At 60.2% G+C, this 19,939-nt stretch carries 18 protein-coding genes; 12 read left to right on the top strand and 6 right to left on the bottom strand.

The genetic code is table 11. The annotated features are described in order from the left end of the window. Positions 1-900: 900 nt before the first annotated feature. Positions 901-1,161: a hypothetical protein gene (locus G3O06_RS10930; protein ID WP_174966828.1), complete on the bottom strand. Its 261-nt coding sequence runs from the start codon at positions 1,159-1,161 to the stop codon at positions 901-903. Between the two features lie 118 nt (positions 1,162-1,279). Here G3O06_RS10930 and G3O06_RS10925 point away from each other — a divergent pair, with 118 nt between their 5' ends. Together G3O06_RS10925 and G3O06_RS10920 are read left to right on the top strand one after the other, a co-directional pair. Beyond that, positions 1,280-1,504 (top strand): hypothetical protein, encoded by a 225-nt coding sequence (locus tag G3O06_RS10925; protein ID WP_205816012.1) that lies wholly within the window; start codon positions 1,280-1,282, stop codon positions 1,502-1,504. A gap of 26 nt (positions 1,505-1,530) precedes the next feature. Further along, positions 1,531-3,132, top strand: coding sequence for a GMC family oxidoreductase (locus tag G3O06_RS10920; protein ID WP_205816011.1), 1,602 nt, complete (start codon positions 1,531-1,533; stop codon positions 3,130-3,132). 196 nt (positions 3,133-3,328) lie between these two features. On the opposite strand, the gene G3O06_RS10915 is transcribed toward G3O06_RS10920, so the two are convergent. From G3O06_RS10915 to G3O06_RS10900, 4 genes are all read right to left on the bottom strand, one after another. Next, positions 3,329-3,643, bottom strand: a complete 315-nt coding sequence (locus G3O06_RS10915) for a helicase (RefSeq protein WP_175002061.1) — start codon at positions 3,641-3,643, stop codon at positions 3,329-3,331. 166 nt (positions 3,644-3,809) lie between these two features. Further along, positions 3,810-4,940, bottom strand: coding sequence for an ISNCY family transposase (locus G3O06_RS10910; RefSeq protein WP_346779505.1), 1,131 nt, complete (start codon positions 4,938-4,940; stop codon positions 3,810-3,812). Positions 4,941-4,995: 55 nt separating this feature from the next. Continuing rightward, a complete protein-coding gene (gene waaC, locus G3O06_RS10905) occupies positions 4,996-5,982 on the bottom strand; it encodes a lipopolysaccharide heptosyltransferase I (RefSeq protein ID WP_205816010.1) in 987 nt (328 codons plus the stop codon). A gap of 144 nt (positions 5,983-6,126) precedes the next feature. After that, complete coding sequence (locus tag G3O06_RS10900) at positions 6,127-6,549, bottom strand: TerB family tellurite resistance protein (protein ID WP_051890144.1); 423 nt, start codon at positions 6,547-6,549, stop codon at positions 6,127-6,129. Between the two features lie 641 nt (positions 6,550-7,190). Here G3O06_RS10900 and G3O06_RS10895 point away from each other — a divergent pair. From G3O06_RS10895 to G3O06_RS10850, 10 genes are all read left to right on the top strand, one after another. Further along, positions 7,191-7,904, top strand: a complete 714-nt coding sequence (locus G3O06_RS10895; RefSeq protein ID WP_205816009.1) for a DsbA family oxidoreductase — start codon at positions 7,191-7,193, stop codon at positions 7,902-7,904. A 34-nt stretch (positions 7,905-7,938) separates the two neighbouring features. Next, entirely contained in the window at positions 7,939-8,595 is a 657-nt protein-coding gene (locus tag G3O06_RS10890; RefSeq protein ID WP_205816008.1) for a DsbA family protein, read from the top strand. Positions 8,596-9,371: 776 nt separating this feature from the next. Next, positions 9,372-10,370 (top strand): NADPH:quinone oxidoreductase family protein, encoded by a 999-nt coding sequence (locus G3O06_RS10885; RefSeq protein ID WP_205816007.1) that lies wholly within the window; start codon positions 9,372-9,374, stop codon positions 10,368-10,370. A 66-nt stretch (positions 10,371-10,436) separates the two neighbouring features. After that, the gene (locus G3O06_RS10880) at positions 10,437-12,125 is read left to right on the top strand and encodes a class I adenylate-forming enzyme family protein (protein ID WP_205816006.1); all 1,689 of its coding nucleotides are present in this window, start codon (positions 10,437-10,439) and stop codon (positions 12,123-12,125) included. Next, positions 12,122-12,910, top strand: coding sequence for a glucose 1-dehydrogenase (locus G3O06_RS10875; protein ID WP_051890147.1), 789 nt, complete (start codon positions 12,122-12,124; stop codon positions 12,908-12,910). Before G3O06_RS10880 ends, G3O06_RS10875 begins: the two co-directional genes overlap by 4 nt. Before the next feature lie 137 nt (positions 12,911-13,047). After that, positions 13,048-14,424: an MFS transporter gene (locus tag G3O06_RS10870; RefSeq protein WP_205816005.1), complete on the top strand. Its 1,377-nt coding sequence runs from the start codon at positions 13,048-13,050 to the stop codon at positions 14,422-14,424. A gap of 20 nt (positions 14,425-14,444) precedes the next feature. Continuing rightward, entirely contained in the window at positions 14,445-15,320 is an 876-nt protein-coding gene (locus tag G3O06_RS10865; RefSeq protein WP_241019755.1) for a MaoC/PaaZ C-terminal domain-containing protein, read from the top strand. After that, complete coding sequence (locus tag G3O06_RS10860) at positions 15,317-16,087, top strand: enoyl-CoA hydratase-related protein (protein ID WP_205816004.1); 771 nt, start codon at positions 15,317-15,319, stop codon at positions 16,085-16,087. The genes G3O06_RS10865 and G3O06_RS10860 overlap by 4 nt, the downstream gene beginning before the upstream one ends. 64 nt (positions 16,088-16,151) lie before the next feature. Further along, positions 16,152-16,994, top strand: a complete 843-nt coding sequence (locus G3O06_RS10855) for a class II aldolase/adducin family protein (protein WP_277403706.1) — start codon at positions 16,152-16,154, stop codon at positions 16,992-16,994. 122 nt (positions 16,995-17,116) lie between these two features. Further along, positions 17,117-18,445, top strand: coding sequence for an MFS transporter (locus G3O06_RS10850; RefSeq protein ID WP_043186857.1), 1,329 nt, complete (start codon positions 17,117-17,119; stop codon positions 18,443-18,445). A 186-nt stretch (positions 18,446-18,631) separates the two neighbouring features. Here the strand turns inward: G3O06_RS10850 and G3O06_RS10845 are convergent, their stop codons facing one another. Beyond that, complete coding sequence (locus G3O06_RS10845; RefSeq protein ID WP_241019753.1) at positions 18,632-19,924, bottom strand: porin; 1,293 nt, start codon at positions 19,922-19,924, stop codon at positions 18,632-18,634. Positions 19,925-19,939 lie beyond the last annotated feature (15 nt).

Genomic DNA, 19,939 nt, shown 5'->3' with positions numbered 1-19,939 from the left:
TCGTCATTCGTCGCTCGGCTTTGTTTCTCCGGAGCGGTTCCTTCGGGACTGGATCAAAGCTCAGCAGACCAAGGACGCCGCTGCATAACTCGGGACCGTTGGAAGGCGAAAAACCGAGGGAAGCTCAGTGCGGACATGGTAAATCTCCTTAGGTTTGCTGAGGTCTGGAAGAGAGCACTTTTCGTTGCGCTCGCAGCTACAAATGCACGGGGCGTGCCAGCCTCGACGCGTGCGCGCTGGCGACTGATCCAACCTCATGAAAACAAAAGCAATTCAATCTGCTTGACGCCGTTTCACCGGGTTTGTCGAGCAAGATCGAAGCACGACGATGTCGGGTTCTTCCAAACAATTTCCGTGGCTGCTGTCTTGTCACGGCCAACATGAAATGAAGCGTGGCGCTTGCGATTTGCGTCGAGGGTATCCATGCGCAGCAGCGGCGATGATTGTGCTCCTGCGCGAAAAAGTTCCGACGCACAAGCGATCCGACGGGCGGATGCAACTCGTATCGATGCAAGGATCGGGGGGCATGTGATTCGGATAGCTGAATTTTCTGCGAATCGGTAGAACGGCGGGACGTAGCGGGAATACCGCGTCGATGGTCAACGATGCATCGACGCGGCACCCAGTTCGATGGCTGGCGCCGCGCGTGCAGGGGAGGGAGGATGAAAGTGCGTCGGGATCAGCACGGCCGCTGGTGAGGGAACAAGCGGTACCGATGACGTCAGCGAATCGGCTTGTTCATGCCGGCTTCGTTCTCGTCATGCAAGGAAGCCCGCCAAGCGACACGGCCTGGCGGGCTTTGAACGCCACGAGGACAACCCCGCGGCGGACTGGAGAACGTCGGTAGTTCGGTACAACGCTATCGAACACTGCTGCCGCTGCGAGAAAGCAGGGTGAAACTTACAGGCCCAGCTTCCCGACAACCAGGCCGCCGAGGTTGTTGATCGAGTTGGTCACGCTGGTGAGATCCAGGTGGGTCGATGCATCGACCTGGGTAACCGGGGCCGTGATGGTGTTCGGGCTGGCGAACGAAAATCCGCTGCCGGTCGTGATGTTGTTGATGCCGAGGTTCTGGAACACGCTACCACCGCTGACGGAAGCCATTTCCTTGCGGCTGAGTTCGTGGGCGCGGGACAGGTCGTTGATCATCAGTGCGGACATGATAAATCTCCTTGAGTTTGCTGCGGTCTGGAAGAGAGCACTTTTCGTTGCGCTCGCTGCTACAAATGCATAGGACGTGCCAACCGCGAATCACGTGCGCAAGACGAGCCTTAAGCGCATGAAAACAAAGGAGATTCTGTACGGCTTTCGACTTTTCACCGGTTCCATCAGGCAAGATCGGGAAACGACGATGTCGGATGTTTCCAAACAATTTCGCGAGCGGCTGTTTCAATCAATCCAACACGACAGCGGCCGGACGGGCCACATCGACTTCGCCGCGGTTGGCATCGCGATGCCTTCGCGGACGAGAGGATTCTTCAGGGGTTTCGCATCGGAACTGTGACGCACCTGCGTCAGGAGATCGTCGTCATGAGCGCGATTGAATACGATGTCATCGTTGTCGGGAGCGGCTTCGGCGGAGCGGTGGCGGCCTGCCGCCTCGCGGAAGCGGGAAGAACGGTGCTGGTGCTGGAGCGTGGTCGCCGCTGGACGCCGGACACGTATCCGCGTGACGAGGCCGACCCGTGGCTGTGGAGTCAGCGGAACCCGCAACGATTCCATGGCTGGGCCGACCTGCGCGTTTTTTCCAACATGTCGGTGGTGGCCGCCGCGGGCGTGGGCGGCGGGTCGCTGATCTACGCCAACGTCTCGGTCGAGGCCAGACCCGACGCCTTCGACCACGGCTGGCCACCGGAGATCACGTACGAGGCGCTCGAGCCTTTTTATCAGCGCGTGGGCTGGATGCTGTCGGTCCAGGAGGTGCCCGACAACCAGATCAGCGAACGCACCCGCTTGTTGCGCGACGCTGCCGACGCCTGCGGGTGGGGCGACCGGTATCGCAAGTTGCCGCTCGCCGTGTCGTTTTCGCCGACCTACGATCCGTCCTTGCCCGGCGCGCGCGACGACCGGCATTCGGTCAGGCACGTCAACGTGCATGGCGTTCCGCAGGGCACGTGCGTCCACTGCGGCAATTGCGACATTGGATGCCAGGTGTCGGCGAAGAACACGCTCGACCTCAACTATCTGGCCGTGGCCGAGCGCCGTGGCGCAAAAATCCTGCCGTTGCACGTCGTGCAGAAGCTCGAGCCGCTGGGCCAGGGATGGCGCGTGCATTTCAACGTCATCGATCCCGCCGCCGGAAGTTTCATGCCCGGCACCGCGACGGCGACCACAGTGATCGTCAGCGCCGGATCGATCGGCAGTACCGAGCTGCTGCTCCGCTGTCGCGACGAGCATCGCACGCTGCCGAATCTATCGCCGAGGCTCGGCTGGGGCTGGGCTTTCAACGGCGATTTCGTCACGCCGGCCTTCTACAGGCACCGGAAGATCTCGCCGTCGCACGGCGTCACCATTTCCGCTGCGATCGATCTTCTCGACCGGACTGACGACGATGGTGAGCCGCTGTTCATCGAGGACGGCGGCGTGCCCAATCTTGCGCATGATTTCGTGCGCCGCCATCTGCAGCGCTCGCACGGCGGGGTGAAGCGCACGTTCTGGCGAGCCTTCGCTCGCCATTTCGATTGCGACGACCCGGTCGAGAACATGATGCCCTGGTTCGGCCAGGCGATCGATCCGGGTGACGGGCGCATGCGTCTCGGGCGCTGCTGGTTTGCGCCATGGCGTCGCGAGTTGCGGCTCGACTGGTCGTACACGCGATCCGAGGCGATCGTCGATGCGATGGTCGATACGCACCGGCGCCTGTCGACTGTGACGGGCGGCACCCCCTTCGTCCCGCCGACGTGGAGCGACTTCCACAAGCTGATCACGCCGCATCCGCTCGGTGGTTGCAACATGGGGCTCACGCGCGCGGATGGCGTCGTGAATGCGGACGGAAAAGTATTCGGGTATGACGGGCTCTACGTGATGGACGGTGCGACGATTCCGCGTGCGCTTGGACTGAATCCGTCACGCACGATCGCCGCGTTGGCCGAGCGCAATGTCGCCGTGTTGCTTGGCCAGGGGGCGGTGTAGGTGTTCCGGGATCGGCGATGGTTGGGGCAATATCCACGAAAGGGTCAATGAAGCCCTTAAGGCAGGGGCTACCATCGCCGGTGGCGTCAGCGTCATACACGGACGCGCTCCGGGTTTCCTGGACAGGTTGGCGTATGAAGCCTTCCAGGCAGTGACGCACCAGAATTAGGATCAACCCATCGGAACCGGCCACTTTTTACGCGTCTTTCAGCCAGGGCATTTCCACGGGCGACACGACCAGTTGCCGGAATTCGCGTTTCAGATCGAAGATGAACCCGACCAGGATCATGGAGTCGGCGTAAGGAATCGGAAAGACATTCGGATTTTCCGGAGTACGCAGGGGGCGCTCGGGGGTGTCCGCTGCCGCCGCGGCGTTCTCGCGAATGCTTTCCAGTTCGTCGGCCATGGCCGGACCACTGACTTTCAGCACACGGCTACGCAGCTCGCTCAACGGCTCGATGCGCGCAGCGTCTTCGTGGTATTCGGGCACTTCGTAAACGAACCAGGACATTTTCGTCTCCTATGAGAAGGGGCGATATTCTAACGCTGCGCGAGGATCCAACGAAAAAGGTAGAAGCTCGGTTCTGCGGAAGTTGAAGATATGGGGGCTCTGAGCGCGTCGCGAGCGATGTCTGACCGCGGACGCGGCCGTGGCCGGCATATCTCCCAAAGGCAAATTATCTCGGTGCAGCCGGAAATCGACGCAAACGCTCGGCGCGAAGTGGAAATTTAAGCCTGACCCTATTGTCCCCGCTAAGTTCAATTGTCGGGCTTCCCGCTAAATTGAAATGTCGCGGTGTTTGGGTTTTGCCTTGCTGTTGTTTATGGGGTTGGGGTGGGGCGGCGAAGCCGCCCCCCCGGTCTCTGATTCCTTCAACACTGACTTCAAGAATGGCTTGATTCAGGTCGGCAAGCGCAATGGCACGCTGCTTCTTCAGCCCGATGAGGGCCTTCTTTGCCTGGACCTCGGCACCGCAATGGGTGCGCGACGGTGAGCCGGAAGCGCGGCGATCGTCACGCATATTCTGGATGCGCCGTGCGACTTCCAGTGCGCTGGACAGCCGCTTGTTCTCGACCTCAGCGCCTTGATCGATGCGCGTGATGCGATCGTATTGCTGGCATGACAGCACCGCGCCGTTGGCCTGTACCTCGATCATCCCGTCCGGATATTCGACGACCTCGACGTATTCGTGCACGAAGCTCCGATTGGCCGCCGAATCGGCGAGCAGGTACATCACGCGGTCGTACTGCACTGTCAACGCGTTGGATACCTTGCGCGGCACGCGATACGACAGTATCTGCCTCAGATCCTCATCAGCACGCAGTGGCCGGTGTGCGTCGTGATCGCTTTTCGGCGGTTTGCCGAAGCGACGGTTAAAGTCTGCGATGAAGGAGGGCGCATACGCATTGGCAGCCTCCCGTGTGCTGATTCCGCGCAGTCTAAGCTCTTTGACGAGCCGGTCCTGCAACGTCAGATTGGCCCGTTCCACACGCCCCTTGGCCTGACTTGAGTTGGCACAGAACGCGTCGACATTGAGTTCGTACAGTGCTCGACCAAACTGCGTGACGCCTTTGCCCGCGGTCTCCGAACGCTTCTTAACGTAAAAGACGCTGGCTTTGTCGCTATAGAACGCGATCGGCTTGCCGTGCGAATCCAGATACTTCGACAGCGCCTCAAAATAGCTGAACGTCGATTCGGTCGCCGTGAAATGCAGCGCCATTAGCCCTACCTGACCTTCCTCAACCGCATCCGTCGCGCCAACATCAGACCTACGGCTGTCCGCTGTCGGTGGATAGCGCGGGGCCATTTACAAAGCTCTCGTCGTCCGACGCGAGACGTCGGTGACTCGCTTGCCACGAACCCTAGGATACGCATTCGTTGCGAGGACTTTGGACTTTGGCAATAGCGACCATCACCTCGCTAACAGATGGCATAGCGTCTGGTTCGCCGATCGACAACACATTCGGTGCGCCGCCGATGCCGCAATGGAGGCGCGATGTCGCGACGAAGATCATCACGGTCGGCCGCTGCAGCGCGTGCGCCATGTGCACGAACCCCGTATCGACCCCCGCCACCAGTGCAGCCCGGCCGAGCGCCGCACCGAGTTCGCGCACAGTCATCGCAGGTAACACAACCGAGCCCGGCGCACGCGCGGCGATGTCCTTTGCATCGTCATGCTCGGCGCTCGATCCCCACGGCAACAGCACCCGCACACCGCGCGCCATCATCTGCGTGGCCAGGTCGGCCCAATGGTCGGCCGGCCATTTCTTGTCGGGATTGGACGTTGCATGGAACAGCAGCATGAACGGTGCGCCGTCGGTCACGGCAGCCGGCAGGCTCACACCCTGCGGCGGGACGACGCCGTAGGTCGCGATACCTTCGGGCCGGTAGCCGAGCGCTTCGCCGGCGCTCACGCGCATGCCGTGCCACGCATCGCAGTCCGGCCGCGGGCCGAAGCGATGCGAATACGCGAAGCGTGCGCCCGTTTCGCCGAGATCCTGGGTCTGGTAGCCGACACGGCGCGCGGCGCGCGCCAGCGCCGAGATGATCGCGCTCTTGTATACGCCATGCAGGTCGATGACTGCATCGTAGCGATGCGCCCGCAACGCGCCGATCGACGCCGAAATCGCCTTCAGATCGCCGGCGTTCCGTAGCTTCTTGAAGCGGCGCAGCGGCGCGCATAGCACGGTGCTAACGCCCGGATGCCAGCGCACGACCTCGGCACATGATTCGTCCACGGCCCAGTCGACCGTCACGCCGGGAAAGGCGTGATGCAGGTCCGCGACGACGGGCAGTGTCTGGACGACGTCGCCGAGCGACGTCACTTTCACGATCAAAATGCGCTTCATTGCGGTCATAATTTTTTCGGGATTGCGCAACTCATGGAACACATTGGACTCGCTGTCCGCGAGGTCGGACCGTCGCTGATGATGTTGCAGCTCGCGGGGGGCGGGCGCCATCGTCGGCTCTGACCCGGCGGGACGAAGCAGTGCTTACGCGAAGCTGCGCTCTGCCAACGCAAAGTTCAGCGTTTGTGGCGTCCACGCGGTCAGAATTGTCCCTAGCACACTGATTTCACCGTCGGCGAGGTGTCCGTCCGCTGATGCGACGGCGAGACACATCTCAATGATCTGCACACGAAGATCGGGATCGTCGATTTCCGCGAGCAGCGTCTCGAGCGTAGCTTGATCGAGAAGGCCGGAAATTGTGGTGGACGAAACATGGCCGATCGCCCGGTCCTCACATACCGTCTGGACGATATGCGCAAACTCGGTCGATTCGATCCCGAATCTGCGATTGATCTGAAGCGTCTCGAGGAGCCGTTCCTCGCTGGGATCGATGTGGCCGTCCGCAATTAGCACCAGCGCAACAATGCGTGCGGCTGCCTGGGCGCTGTTGCGGGGATAGGTTCTCATCCTGTCGTTCCTTTGCGGAATCATTCCGCGTCGTTGAAGAATCAACAGTTTCGATGATTTGAATGATCGGAAAAAGCAGATTATTTGATACAAAAACTTCGTAAAAACCGAAGTTCTGGAATCCTTCCGGACAGGCGCGAGAAACCCCGCGCGGAAACCGTGCGGACCTGTCATGACGATACTTTTGGACGGGGCAACTACGTTGGATCACTTCCATTCATTGACGGCTACGAGGAACGGAAGGGGGCAGAGGTGTAGCGGACCTGGAGTTTTGACGTGTGCCTAGCGCAAGATGAGTCGGTCGCCGTGGCTTGGGAGCATTGACTCCCAGCTATCGGCCGGCATTCGCACCATTAGCGATACGAGCCGAATCCGTTCCTCGGGATCTGTCATTGCGGAATTGGCCCGGCAGGCCGTCGTCGGACGCATATATCGATACCAAGATCGGGGCACCGGGTCCCTATGTCCAGGGAAACGATCACAACCGAGACGGCGCTCGCACGTGGAACTGCCGGATGGCTCCTTGCCTTTCTACGTCAGCAGTTTGCGCAGGATGCAACGGTCAGTTGCGTCCCGTTACCATTCTAAGCGTGCCGGTCAACGTCTAACCTAGAGTGGTCGCAACAGTTGAGGAAAAAGTCATGAAACGACTGCCTGTAAAGATCACGTACGACTTCATCTGCCCGTGGTGCTGGATCGGTCACCGAAATCTTGCGTCCGCACTGACAGACGTTGCCGAAACCATTGAACCGGACATCTCCTATCTGCCCTACGAACTCAACCCGTCCATGCCGCCGAGCGGTGTGGATCGAAAGGAGTATCGCACCAGGAAATTCGGGAGCTGGAACCGCTCGTTGCAAATGGACACGCAAGTAGCGGCAGCGGGGAAGGCGGTCGGAATCGACTTCAACTATGACAAGGTCGCGATTACGCCGAACACATTTCGTGCGCATCGTTTGATGGAATTCGCTCAAGGAAAGGGCGACCCGAAGCGAACCGACGACCTGTTCGAAGCGATCTTCACGGCCTATTTCACTCGAGGCGAGAACATCGGGGACGTCGACGTGTTGGTCAACGTCGCGAGCGGAGCCGGATTCAACGCCGACGAGGTTCGGGAATATCTCTCGAGTCGTCGAGGGGAAGACGAGGTTCTCGCCAAGGAGATTGACGCGCAGTCTGCGGGTGTTCGCGGCGTACCGTTGTTCGCCATCGGCGGCGCGACGATCCACGGTGCTCAACCGACTCATGTGCTGAAGGAAGTCATGGGCGCCGAGATTGATACGGTTACTTCCGGCGACGTGGAACCGGACGAGGCCGACGGTTGTAGCGGTGGTTCGTGCAAATTTGGCGGGTAAGCGGAAGCGAACGTGATCAATATTGAGAATTGAAATGGACAAGACTATCAAGCTGCACTACGTCTATGACCCGTTTTGTGGCTGGTGTTACGGCCTGGCGCCGCTGTTGACGGTGGCAGCCGAAACTAACGGCATAGAAATTGTTCCCCACTCTGGGGGGATGCTGGCGGGCGAGCGTGCCCAAACAATGTCCGCCGATTGGCGAGAGTTCGTTCGTCCCCATGAAGAGCGAATCGCGGCGCTCAGCGGCCAGAAATTTGGCGAGGCATACACCGGAAAGGCCCAGTTCAACTATGACATTCTGCTGGATTCGGGGCCGCCAACTGCGGCAATGATCGCGGCAGAGGAGGTCGGAAAGGCGGGACTGGCGATGCTCAAGCGATTGCAGGTCGCATACTACGTTGAAGGACGTCCTATTGCGAATCGTGAAGAGATCGTCCACGCCGCGGCTGAAATCGGCCTCGACCCGTCACGATTCGAACACGCCTTCGATCACGCTAGCGAGAATCTGGACGCGCATTTCTCCGAGTCGCAGACATTGCTAGAGAAGCTGCGTGGGCAGGGATATCCGACGCTCGCCATTGAGAAGGATGGTGTGCTTCGGAAGCTTCATCTCGGGCACGTGTTCGGAAAGCCGGACCTGTTCCGCGAGATTCTGCGTGATGAAGTCGCTCCAGAGAAAGCGGAGTAACGCAGTACCGGATGGTCATCGAAGCAAAAACATAAAAGAAAGAAGCGCTTCGACGACCATCGCAAGACCCGGAATGGTGGTCGGGTCCAAGGTGTGAGCCCGGATCGTTCTTGAGGGCATCATCGAGTAATGCTCACGTGTTGTCTCATCGCCTTACCGGACGCGCTTACGGATGTTTATCCGAAGGCTCGATGAGTGGAATTTGCCAATCAATCGATTTGCGGGGTGCCGCCTCGCGCTTGACGGTCACGATGTCGGATTTCGTTCGACACACAAGGTCTGATTCTCCAGTCGATAGACGTGATCGCCTACCTGATTGCCTCCACGTCCGCGATGTCTTCTACGCACACCTGCCCAAACGCGGTGTGTCCGCTCGAGCTCGAGTCGTCGATGGCCTACATAGTTTCGCGCATCACGTGAGTGTCGTCCGAAAAGACACATTGTGTGTTTGAAAGTCTGCGGTGTGAACACCCAAGAGACAGTCACATTGGGGTGGCTCTCATGTCGAAGGCAATGAATTCATTAAGGAATTCACGATTCTTTCGTTTGGCATGGTCCTTGCGAACCAGATGCAGGCACGTCCGTCGGGATCAGGAGAGCTCGCCAGGAGACGATTGGCGGTCCCGTCGACGAAGTCTGCGATCGGCGAGGCCCAGCACAAGGTGACTTGTGGGTGAACCAGCCTGAACAAGCAAGGACGTCAAGGTACGCCCGACGAGGACGCAGGCTGCGGCGCGAAGTGCATACGTCTTTCTCATTTCAACAAAGGTCGATTCATGCGTAGCTATCAAGTGTACGAACACGGCGAACCGTCGACGATGCGTCTTGAGGACGTGCCGGACTTGACGCCTGGTCCCGGACAGATTCTGGTGGATGTGGAAGCTGCCGGTATCAACTTTCCGGACATTCTCACGGTTGCCGGGACGTATCAGTTGTTACCGCAACGTCCGTTCGCACCGGGAAAGGACTTTGCCGGTGTGGTGCAGGCCATCGGCCCTGGTGTTACCGAATACCTCCCCGGCGATCGAGTGATGTCGCAAATCGAGTTCGGCGCGCTTGCAGAGCAGGCGCTCGCCACCGCCTCGCAGGTATTTCGCGTGCCGGACGAGATGGCGTATCAGGCAGCGGCGGCTATGGGACTCGTCTATCAGACGGCGTGGTTTGCGCTGATGGAGAGAGGCCAGTACAAGTCCGAAGAGACGGTGCTGATTGGTGGAGCCGCCGGCGGTGTCGGCCTCGCAGCTGTCCAGCTTGCGGTCGGTATGGGTGCGACGGTGATCGGCGCCGTCCGGAGCGAAGCGGAAAGAAAGGTCGTCATGGAATCCGGTGCGCATCACGTGATCGACTTGTCCGGCGGCAACTTGCGCGAGAGTGTGCGTGAGCAAGTTCATGCCGTCACGGACGGCCGCGGCGCGGACGTCATCCTTGACCCGCTCGGTGGTGAGTTCTTCAACGGCGCGATTCGGTCGGCCGCCTGGAGTGGTCGCGTGGTCGTCATCGGGTTTGTCGCGGGCGAGATTCCGTCGGTGAAGGTCAACTACCTGCTCCTCAAGAACATCTCGGTGGCTGGGCTGCAATGGAGCGACTATCGCGACCGCGCACCGGAAAAGGTGCGGGCAGCTCAGGAAAGCATTTTCGGGCTCTGGCACGCCGGTTACGTGCGTCCTGTCGTCATGCGTGCATTCGCGTTCGAGGAGGCTGCGGAAGCGATGACGCTAGTCCGCAATGGCGATGTGCGCGGCAAGGTCGTCGTCAACGTCAGAAGCCCCGGTTGATTTCATTCGGAACGGCGATTCGACGCCGATCGATTCAAAAAAACAAAACTAGATCTGGAGACGGAAATGCGTTCGAACATGCTGACACTGCATGATCCGATGCTTGCGTGCGAATACTACGCCCGAGGCGTGTGGCAGAACGACACGTTGTACACGATGGCCCGAAAGCATGCCGACGCGCGGCCGACAAGCTATGCATTGCGCGATTCGCGTGAACGGTTGACATGGCGAGAACTCACGTGTTGGGCAGACGCCGTGGCGGCCGACCTTCACGATGCAGGTGTGCGGACCGGCGACCGCGTGGCCGGATGGCTCCCGAATCGCGTCGAATGCGTGGTGCTGCTGCTTGCCTGTTCGCGCAACGGCTACATCTGCACGCTGTCGTTGCATCAGAATCACACGGTCGACGAGGTGCTGTCGCTGCTCGACCGTTGTTCGGTTGCGGCATTCGTGGGACAGATCGGATATGGCGCCGACTCGGACGTGAAAGATATCTTCGCGCATATCGGTTCGATCGGCAGCGTGCGACGCGTCTATGCATTTCCGGATCGGGACGGGACGATGGACGGGCACCTGCGCGCATTCCCGACCAGCGAACCGCCGGTGACGCAGCAGCCGGTCAACGACAATCCCGATAAGGTGACCTATCTCGCATTCACGTCGGGAACGACCGGGCAGCCCAAGGCTGTCATGCACAGCGACAACACGTTACTGGCGAACGGGCGGGCAATGGTGGCCGATTGGGAACATACGCACGATCTGATCATGTATTGCCTCGGTCCGCTCAGCCACCACCTGGCGACGGTCGGGCTGGAGCAGTGCCTCGCGTGTGGATGCGAGTTCGTCGTGAACGACTTGCGAAAGGGCGAACATCCGCTCGACCGAATCATCGCGTCGGAGGCTGGCTACCTGATGGGGGTGCCGACACACGCGATCGACATCCTCCGCGAGCTGGACGCACGTGGACTCGACCGACTTGGTGACGTCAGCGTCTTTTATCTGTCGGGCACGGCCATTCCGGCAGAGCTTGCACGTCGTCTCGCAGCACGAGGCATCAAGCCTCAGAACACGTACGGCATGACCGAGAACGGTTCACATACGTCGACGGTCCCGACGGACGATGTCGACACGCTGATCAGGACGGTCGGACAAACTGTCGGGCGCGGGAACTCGTGCTACGAGCTGCGAATCTTCCGCGCAGACGACCGTGATCTCGAAGCTGAGTCGGGCGAAATCGGCGAAATCGGCGGGCGAGGCGCGTCGCTCATGCTTGGTTATTTCAACAACAACGCGGCGACCCAGGCGTCGTTCAATGCTGGCGGCTGGTTCATGAGTGGCGACCTCGGCCGATTCAACGAGCGGGGGGACCTGGAGATCGCGGGACGGTCGAAGGATCTGATCATACGCGGCGGCCACAACATCTACCCGGCGGAGATCGAGGGGCTTGCGTTGAGACATGAGCGCGTCGTCAAGGCAGCCGCATTTCCTGTCGACGATGAGCGGCTCGGAGAGAAAGTGTGCCTCGGCATCATCGCGTCAGACGGGGAACCGGTCGATGCGTATGACATCCTCGCTCACTTGTTCAACGCCGGTCTGTCCAAGTACGACATGCCGGAGTACTTCATCTGCGTCGACGATTTCCCATTGACCGCGAGCGGGAAGATACTCAAGCGCGAACTGTCGGCCCAGGTAAGGGGCGGGCGGCTCGTGCCTCAGCCGGTACGCTGGAACGGGATCCGCGAGGTGTCCGCATGAACGGAATCCAAACGGAGCACCCCGCTGCATTGGTCGACCTCGCAGGAAAGGTCGCGCTGATTACAGGTGCCGCGTCCGGAATCGGGCGTGCCCAAGTCGACTTGTTTATGGCCGCTGGCGCACATGTGGTCGCGGTCGATATCGACCGCCACGGCCTCGAGCGCATATCGACGGCCGGATCCCGCGCGGGTCGGCTACTTTGCGTGAACGCGAACCTGACCGTCATCGACGATATTCATCGCGTCGTGGCGTCTGCGATCGCAGCGTTCGAGAACATCGACATCCTGTGCAACACCGCCGGCGTTCTCGACGATTTCATGGAAAGCCTCGAGACGGACGAAGCGCGCTGGGATCGGGTTTTCAACGTCAACGTCAAGTCGCTGTATCGGATCACAAATGAAGTGTTGCCGCACATGATCCAACGCCAGGCGGGCGTGATCGTCAACATGGCTTCGATTGCAGGACTCAAGGCGGGAGCGGGCGGCGCGGCCTACACATCGAGCAAGCACGCGGTCCTGGGTTTCACGAGGCAACTTTCCAGTGACTACGGCCGGTTCGGCATCCGCGTGAATGCGATCTGCCCCGGGATGATCGACACGGCGATGACCCGTGCCGTGCTCGACGACGAGGATTCATCACGCGTGCGGGCACTTAAGCGCGTACCCGCTGGTCGCCTGGGGCGACCGGAGGACATCGCCCGCGTGGCGCTCTTCCTGTGTGGTCCGGGCGCCGATTTTATCCACGGCGCATCGATCGTCGTCGACGGTGGACTGACCGTGAGGTGAATACGGCCAGTGGCTGGCGCAGATGTCGTCGGCACACACGCCGATCGACAAACCAGGTTCGTATGTCGCGATTCCAGCACGTCGCATCGCAGTGCAAAGCGGCACGCGAGCCATGAAGAACACCATTGGAGACAAGCATGCGCAGTTCGAACGGAACCTCGGCGCGTACCGGCATCATCAAGGTTGCCGCAGCCAGCTTCATCGGGACATTGATCGAATACTTTGACTTCTTTCTGTTTGGCACTGCAGCCGCACTCGTCTTTAACAAGATTTTCTTCCCGAATCTGAATGCGCTAACCGGCACGCTGGCGTCATTCGCTGCATTCGGGGCGGCATTCGTCGCAAGGCCGCTGGGCGGGGTAGTGTTCGGCCATTTCGGCGATCGGCTCGGACGCAAGGCGATGCTCGTGATCAGCCTGTCGATCGTGGGCGTGTCCACGGCCATGGTCGGCCTGTTGCCCACCTATCACCAGGTGGGGATACTGGCGCCGATCCTACTTGTGTTCTTTCGAATCCTGCAGGGTATCGCGATCGGCGGGGAGTGGAGTGGTGCGGTGCTGATGGCGGTGGAACATGCGCCGCCGCGCAAACGGGCGTTCTACGGAAGTTGGCCGCAGTGCGGGATTCCGGCCGGACTCGTGCTGGCGACGGCATCGTTCTACCTGGTCCAGAAGCTCCCTGCCGACGACATGATGAACTGGGGGTGGCGCGTGCCCTTCATCGGCAGTGCAGTACTGGTGCTGCTCGGTCTCTATATCCGCATGAAGATCGAAGAAACGCCTGCGTTCACCTCAGTGCGGGAGCGCAAGCAGGAGGCGCGCTTTCCCGTCGTCGACGTGATCCGGACCGCGCCCAGGCCGCTGCTTGTGACCATCTTCGCGATTGCGTCGCCGAATATCCTGTTCTACCTGGCCACGGTGTTCATCCTGCGTTATGCCCCCGAACGCACGGGAATCTCCCGCGACATCGTGCTGGGTGCGGTCTGCGCGGCGTCGTTCGTGCAGATTTTCACGATCCCGCTGTTCGCGCTGCTGGCCGACCGGTACGGGCGCCGCCCGGTGTTGCTGGGCGGCTCACTACTCGTTGTGCTGTCTGCGTATCCGTTCTTCTGGCTGATCGACAGCGGTAAGCCGGCATACGTCTTTCTGGCGTTGATGCTCGCGCTGCCCCTTCTGCATGCCAGTACCTACAGCCCGATCGCGAGCTTCATGCCGGAGCAATTCGAGACACGCCTGCGTTACACGGGGTCCGCCATCGGATATCAGGTCGGCGGCCTGATCACGAGCGGGCCAGTTCCGTTTGTTGCTGCGGCATTGTTCGCTTCGAGTGGTGCGTCGTGGCCGCTGGCGCTCTACATCATGATCGGCGGGCTGCTTTCGCTGATCGCTGTCGCCGCCGCTCGTGAAACGTATCTCGAGAACATCGCGGTTTCTGAAAGCGACGGAGGGCACTCGGACAAGCCAGGGCGCGACGCCGCGCCGGAGATCGGTGCCACGATTAATTCCCTGCGATGACACGGAAATGGAGGATTGAATTGGCTATCGACCACGCTGCCTTGGCGAACTGGACGTTCGCAGACGTGCAACACCGCTATACGAAGCGGGACACGATTCTCTATGCGCTGGGTGTCGGCGCAGGTGCCGTCCTGCACGATCCTGACGATCTTCGATACGTCTATGAAGAGGAACTGCACGCGTTGCCGACCATGGCCGTCGTGCTCGGCTATCCAGGCTTCTGGATTCGCTGGCCAGAAACCGGAATTGACTGGCGCGCGGTGCTCCACGTCGAACAGAGGTTGGTCGTTCATCGTCCGATCCGTGCCGAAGGAACCGTGATCGGACGGACCCGCGTCGACGGGCTTTACGACCGTGGGCCTGACCGGGGTACCGTATTGACGACGTCCCGCGACATCATCGACTCGGATACCGGTGAGCCGATCGCATCGGTCACGAGCACTGACCTCTGTCGAAGCGATGGCGGATGGGGCGGCCCTGCGTTCCCGCGCGCGGAGAGGGAGCCAATGCCCAACGTGGATCCGCATCGGAAGATCCCGCTTCGTGCCGCGTCGAATGCGGCTTTGATTTATCGCCTGAGTGGCGACGATAACCCGCTGCACGTCGATCCTGCCGTCGCCGCCACGATGGGATACGAACGCCCGATCTTGCACGGCCTGTGTTCGTTCGGGATGGCCGGGCATGCACTCGTCCGGGCTATCGCAGGAAACGATCCGGGCTCGGTGCGCGAGCTGCGCGTTCGCTTTACTGCCCCCGTCTATCCGGGCGACGACCTGATGCTCGACGTATGGCAATCACAACCGGATGCTGTTCGATTCCGGATACGTGCCCCGTTGCGCAATGCGATCGTCATCGACGACGGGTACTTCAAGATCGACGCGGGAATGGGCTCATGACACTCAGGTTTACTACATGTGAAGTCCGCGATCAGGTACTCGTGGTCACTATCGATCGTCCCGATTTCCGGAATGCACTGAATGTTGACGCGCATCACGAACTCGCGCAGATCTTCGACGGCTTCGAAGCAGACGCATCGCTACGGGTGGCCGTCATTACCGGACGGGGCCCCCAGGCATTCTGTGCGGGCAGCGACATCAAGGACGATCTCGACCCGACGAAGAAGCCGTTATCAGGATTCGCGGGGCTCAGCCGGCGATTTCAGCGGCGCAAGCCGGTCATTGCGGCGGTCAACGGCGTTGCGCTTGGTGGCGGCGTGGAGATTCTTCTCGCATGCGACCTTGCTGTTGCTGCGGATACCGCGCGTTTTGCCCTTCCCGAGCCGAGAGTCGGTCTCGCTGCCATCGAAGGCGGAGTGCAGCGCCTCGCGCAGCATATTCCATTGAAGTTTGCGATGCAGATGCTGCTGACTGGTGCGTCGATCGACGCGGAAACCGCGTTGCGTTTCGGGCTCGTCAACGAAGTCGTACCGCCGGATCGGCTCATGGACGCGGCGATGCGCTACGCGACGTCGATTCTCGAATGTTCACCGGTTGCGATTGCCGCAACGATCGAGGTCGTTGGCAAAACCCCAGTGATGGCCGGCGTTGCAAATCCGGAGCTTTGGGCGCATCCGGCGATTGACCGCCTCTGGTCCAGTCGCGACGCGAAGGAGGGCGTCGACGCATTCATCGGCAAGCGCTCACCGGTCTGGCAAGGCGAGTGACCCTGCCCGTGTCGCTTTGAGAGCGCGACACGCATCATCGTCGGGAGGGGCGGGCGTTGCACTGATGCCCGCTCATGCGCATACGTTTCGAGCATGGAAGGACAATCAAAAGGAGACAACAATGGCATACGAATACAGTGACGCGGAATGGAAAATTCGCTGTGAACTCGCCGCGCTGTACCGGGTGATCGCGTATCACCGGATGACCGACCACATTTATACCCATATCAGCGCACGTGTTCCCGGTACGGACGCACACCACTTCCTGATCAACCCCTACGGCCAGATGTTCCACGAGATTACTGCGTCCAGTCTGGTCAAGATCGACCTGGACGGCAACATCGTGGACATGCGAGCCGACCGACGCCAGCGTGTGAACAAGGCGGGCTTCATGATCCATTCGGCTGTGCACATGGCGCGCCATGATGTCGCCTGCGTGATCCATACCCATACGGCATCCGGGATTGCCGTGTCTGCACAGGAGCAAGGGTTGTTGCCGATCAGCCAGCATGCGTTGAAATTCTACGGGCGAATCTCGTACCACAACTACGAAGGCATCGCATCGGACGCGGACGAGCGTGCCCGGCTGGTTTCCGACCTCCGTGACAACAAGGCGATGATTCTCCGCAACCATGGGCTGCTGGCGGCAGGCAATACGATCGCGGATGCATGGACCGTCATCTATTACCTCGAGCGCGCGTGCCAGGCCCAGGTTGCCGCACTGGCCGGCGGCAGCAACCTGATCTATCCACCGGAAGTCGTGCGCAAGCATACGTCCGACCAGTTCGCGAAGCTCGATATCGCGGATGACGCGATCGATACCGGCGGAGTGCAGAGCTATCAGCAGGTCGGGTTCGACGCCGCGGTAAGGCTCGTGGAACGTGAGTTGCCTCGTTACGACAGTTGAACTGCTGGACGCATTCGAACGCCCACCAAAACAAGCCGCCCGGCAGTTCGATACCCGGTTCGAACGGATGAAGTCGGTATCGCCGGTGCCTGACGGCAATATATGCGAAGGATGGAAGAGACATGGATGCCGTCGATCAACGTTGCATGCGCAAAGTCTTGCAGCGGTTCTTGCCGTTGCTGCTTGTCTGTTACGTCATATCCTATCTTGATCGCGTCAATGTCGGCTATGCCGCGCTGACGATGAATCGGGATCTGGGGTTGTCCAACGCCGCGTACGGACTCGGCGCGGGGCTGTTCTTCATCACATATTTTGCGTTCGAGATTCCTTCGAATATTGCTTTGCAACGCTTCGGCGCTCGTCGCTGGATCGCTCGCATCATGTTTACCTGGGGCATCCTTTCGGCTGCCATGGCGCTTGTCCAAGGCGAGATGAGCCTGTACGTCGTTCGCTTGCTGCTCGGCGCTGCAGAGGCTGGCTTCTTGCCTGGCATCATCTTCTTCCTGACGTTATGGGTGCCGAGTCGATGGCGCGCGACTTACGTGGGTACGTTCATGGTGGCGATACCCATCGCTAGCGTCGTCGGGGCACCGGTATCTGCATTTCTGATCAACGGTTCCGGTTTATGGGGACTGAAGAGCTGGCAGACAATGTTCATCGTTGAGGCGATTCCGGCGCTGTTCCTGTCGCTGGTGGTGTTCAAGGTGCTGCGCGACAAGCCCGAGGATGCCGAGTGGTTGAGCGACGCGGAGAAGCGCTGGCTAGTCGCGACACTGGCGGCCGAGCGGGCTCAAAGCGTCGGGCATCGGCATGAAAGCATCCTGCCGATCTTCCGGGACGCGACGATGTGGGGACTTGCGTATATCTACTTCTGCCTGGCCGGCATTTCATACGGGTTGTCGTTTTTTCTGCCGCAAATCATGAAGGAGGCGCACCTGAGCATCATTCAGACTGGCTTCGCGACTGCCGCTCCGTTCCTGATCGGCGCCGTCGGGATGGTGCTGTGGGGGCGCAGTTCCGATCGTCATCAGGAGCGCCGCGGTCATGCGCTCGTCGCGCACGGGCTGGCTATCGGTGGTCTGGTCGCGGCGGTTTTTGTCCCGTCGCCGATCGCAAAGATTGCCGCCTTCTCGGTGTCCGCGCTTGGTCTGATGTCGGCGCTTCCGGTCTTCTGGACCTTGCCGAACCTGTTGACGCGATCGACTGTGGGCGCCGCGGGCATTGCGATGATCAGTTCGATCGGGAACCTGTCTGGATTCGTGCAATCTGTTTTGATGGGCGTCATTCGCGACAGGACGGGGAGCTATAGCGCGGGCTTGCTGCTGATCGCTGCAGTCGCTGCGGTGGGGTTCGTCGTTCTGCTCCGGATGAGTAGACGGATCGGGCGCGGCAGCGAGAATGAGCTATCAGGCAGTCGTGAGGTCGGCATCGAAGGCGCTCCACCAGTCTGATCGATGTGTCCTGTCGGAGCCTTGGATCGGTTGATTGAGCTGCAAGCCGACCCGAACGCTTTACGGATAACGTTGACGCATTGGGGAATAGCTGAAAGTTTGGTCGACCTGCGTTCGGATCAGATACATCCCGTTTCATTATGCCGAAGCGGGATGTTCGTAGCACTCTGAACTGGCCGATCGATCTCAGAACCGGTGGGTGATACCAACCGTATCGACGAATTGCTGACGCGTGGACGACGGTGTCATTCCGTTGATAGAAGCGACTGCCGTCTGTCCGAGTGAGTCTACGCCGGATGCCCGTTGATACGCGCCGACCATATAGACGTCAGTGCGCTTTGACAGAAAGTAGTGAACACCGGCGTTCACTTGATTGTAGTGGGCTTTGTTTGCGTTCGGACCGCTCGTTGTCGTGTATGCATATGATGCCGAGATAGAGGTTTCCGGCAAGACGCGGCAGGAAGCGCTCAGCTCAATGGTGTTGAACGCGGCGCTACCCTGATATCCGAGTGGATTCGGACCAGAGGCCGAGCCAAGGCCGAGAAAACGCGTATTGGTGTAGAGCACACCAAGCGTCGTACGACCGAGCGTATAGGCGACTCCTGCACCGAACACCTCCTCACGATGCGCGGACGCATAACCGGCGATGACGGGGTTCTTTTCCGGCATCGTCGCGGATCCGAACGATCCGATATTGTTGGCAGTGACGCCGCCGGCATTGGGCTGTCCGCCCCACATCGAGATGTTCGGGTCATACGCGCTCAGGTATCCGATAGCGACCTTGAGCGGGCCGCCTGTATATCCGGCACCCACCGACACGACCTGATTCGTGGACATGCTTCCTGCAACGCCACCGAAGGCATACATGGCGTTGGCGGAGAAGCCGTTCCAGACTGGTGAAGAGATTTTCAGTGCGTTGTTCTGACGGACGGTCAACCCGAGATTGTCGATGTCATCCGGATGTGCGGTGATGAAGCCGCCCCATTGGCTGACCGGCGTCAACGGGAACAGATAGTCCGCGAACGACGAATACTGCCGGCCGGCCGTGATCGAGCCGATCCGGTCGTTCGACAGACCGACGAATGCCTGGCGGCCGAAGAGCAACCCGCCCTGACCGAGCGCACCGTTTGCAACGTTGAACCCATTCTCCAGCGTGAAGATCGCCCACGATCCGCCGCCTAGATCTTCAATGCCACGGAAGCCGAAGCGGCTGCCGATGTATGCCGATGTCGACGCATCCTGCATTGAAAACTGACGTGCACCGTGGAGTATGCCACCAGCCTTGTTGGTTTGCGCGTTACTGACGTAGACGAGCGCAGGATCAATGATGCCGTAGAAGGACACGCTGCTTTGAGCGAATGCCGTCGGCGTGACGCCGACGGCGGCGAGTACCGAGAGCACCATCGTAGTCCTGATGGAAGTTGATGTATTTCTCAGGCTATCAACCTTGTTTCGGGGGCGAAAAGTCGCGGACGTCATACTGATCTCCTGATG

The organism is Burkholderia sp. Ac-20345, from assembly GCF_017104825.1.
GTDB lineage: Bacteria > Pseudomonadota > Gammaproteobacteria > Burkholderiales > Burkholderiaceae > Burkholderia > Burkholderia lata_B.
Note: the sequence above shows the minus strand (reverse complement) of the source record. Positions and strands in the feature narration are given on the sequence as shown.

Coding starts and splice junctions, on each gene's coding strand:
- G3O06_RS10930 (WP_174966828.1), bottom strand. CDS start 1,161: ATGTCCGCACTGATGATCAACGACCTGTCCCGCGCCCACGAACTCAGC.
- G3O06_RS10925 (WP_205816012.1), top strand. CDS start 1,280: ATGAAAACAAAGGAGATTCTGTACGGCTTTCGACTTTTCACCGGTTCC.
- G3O06_RS10920 (WP_205816011.1), top strand. CDS start 1,531: ATGAGCGCGATTGAATACGATGTCATCGTTGTCGGGAGCGGCTTCGGC.
- G3O06_RS10915 (WP_175002061.1), bottom strand. CDS start 3,643: ATGTCCTGGTTCGTTTACGAAGTGCCCGAATACCACGAAGACGCTGCG.
- G3O06_RS10910 (WP_346779505.1), bottom strand. CDS start 4,940: ATGGCCCCGCGCTATCCACCGACAGCGGACAGCCGTAGGTCTGATGTT.
- waaC (WP_205816010.1), bottom strand. CDS start 5,982: ATGAAGCGCATTTTGATCGTGAAAGTGACGTCGCTCGGCGACGTCGTC.
- G3O06_RS10900 (WP_051890144.1), bottom strand. CDS start 6,549: ATGAGAACCTATCCCCGCAACAGCGCCCAGGCAGCCGCACGCATTGTT.
- G3O06_RS10895 (WP_205816009.1), top strand. CDS start 7,191: ATGAAACGACTGCCTGTAAAGATCACGTACGACTTCATCTGCCCGTGG.
- G3O06_RS10890 (WP_205816008.1), top strand. CDS start 7,939: ATGGACAAGACTATCAAGCTGCACTACGTCTATGACCCGTTTTGTGGC.
- G3O06_RS10885 (WP_205816007.1), top strand. CDS start 9,372: ATGCGTAGCTATCAAGTGTACGAACACGGCGAACCGTCGACGATGCGT.
- G3O06_RS10880 (WP_205816006.1), top strand. CDS start 10,437: ATGCGTTCGAACATGCTGACACTGCATGATCCGATGCTTGCGTGCGAA.
- G3O06_RS10875 (WP_051890147.1), top strand. CDS start 12,122: ATGAACGGAATCCAAACGGAGCACCCCGCTGCATTGGTCGACCTCGCA.
- G3O06_RS10870 (WP_205816005.1), top strand. CDS start 13,048: ATGCGCAGTTCGAACGGAACCTCGGCGCGTACCGGCATCATCAAGGTT.
- G3O06_RS10860 (WP_205816004.1), top strand. CDS start 15,317: ATGACACTCAGGTTTACTACATGTGAAGTCCGCGATCAGGTACTCGTG.
- G3O06_RS10855 (WP_277403706.1), top strand. CDS start 16,152: ATGCCCGCTCATGCGCATACGTTTCGAGCATGGAAGGACAATCAAAAG.
- G3O06_RS10850 (WP_043186857.1), top strand. CDS start 17,117: ATGGATGCCGTCGATCAACGTTGCATGCGCAAAGTCTTGCAGCGGTTC.
- G3O06_RS10845 (WP_241019753.1), bottom strand. CDS start 19,924: ATGACGTCCGCGACTTTTCGCCCCCGAAACAAGGTTGATAGCCTGAGA.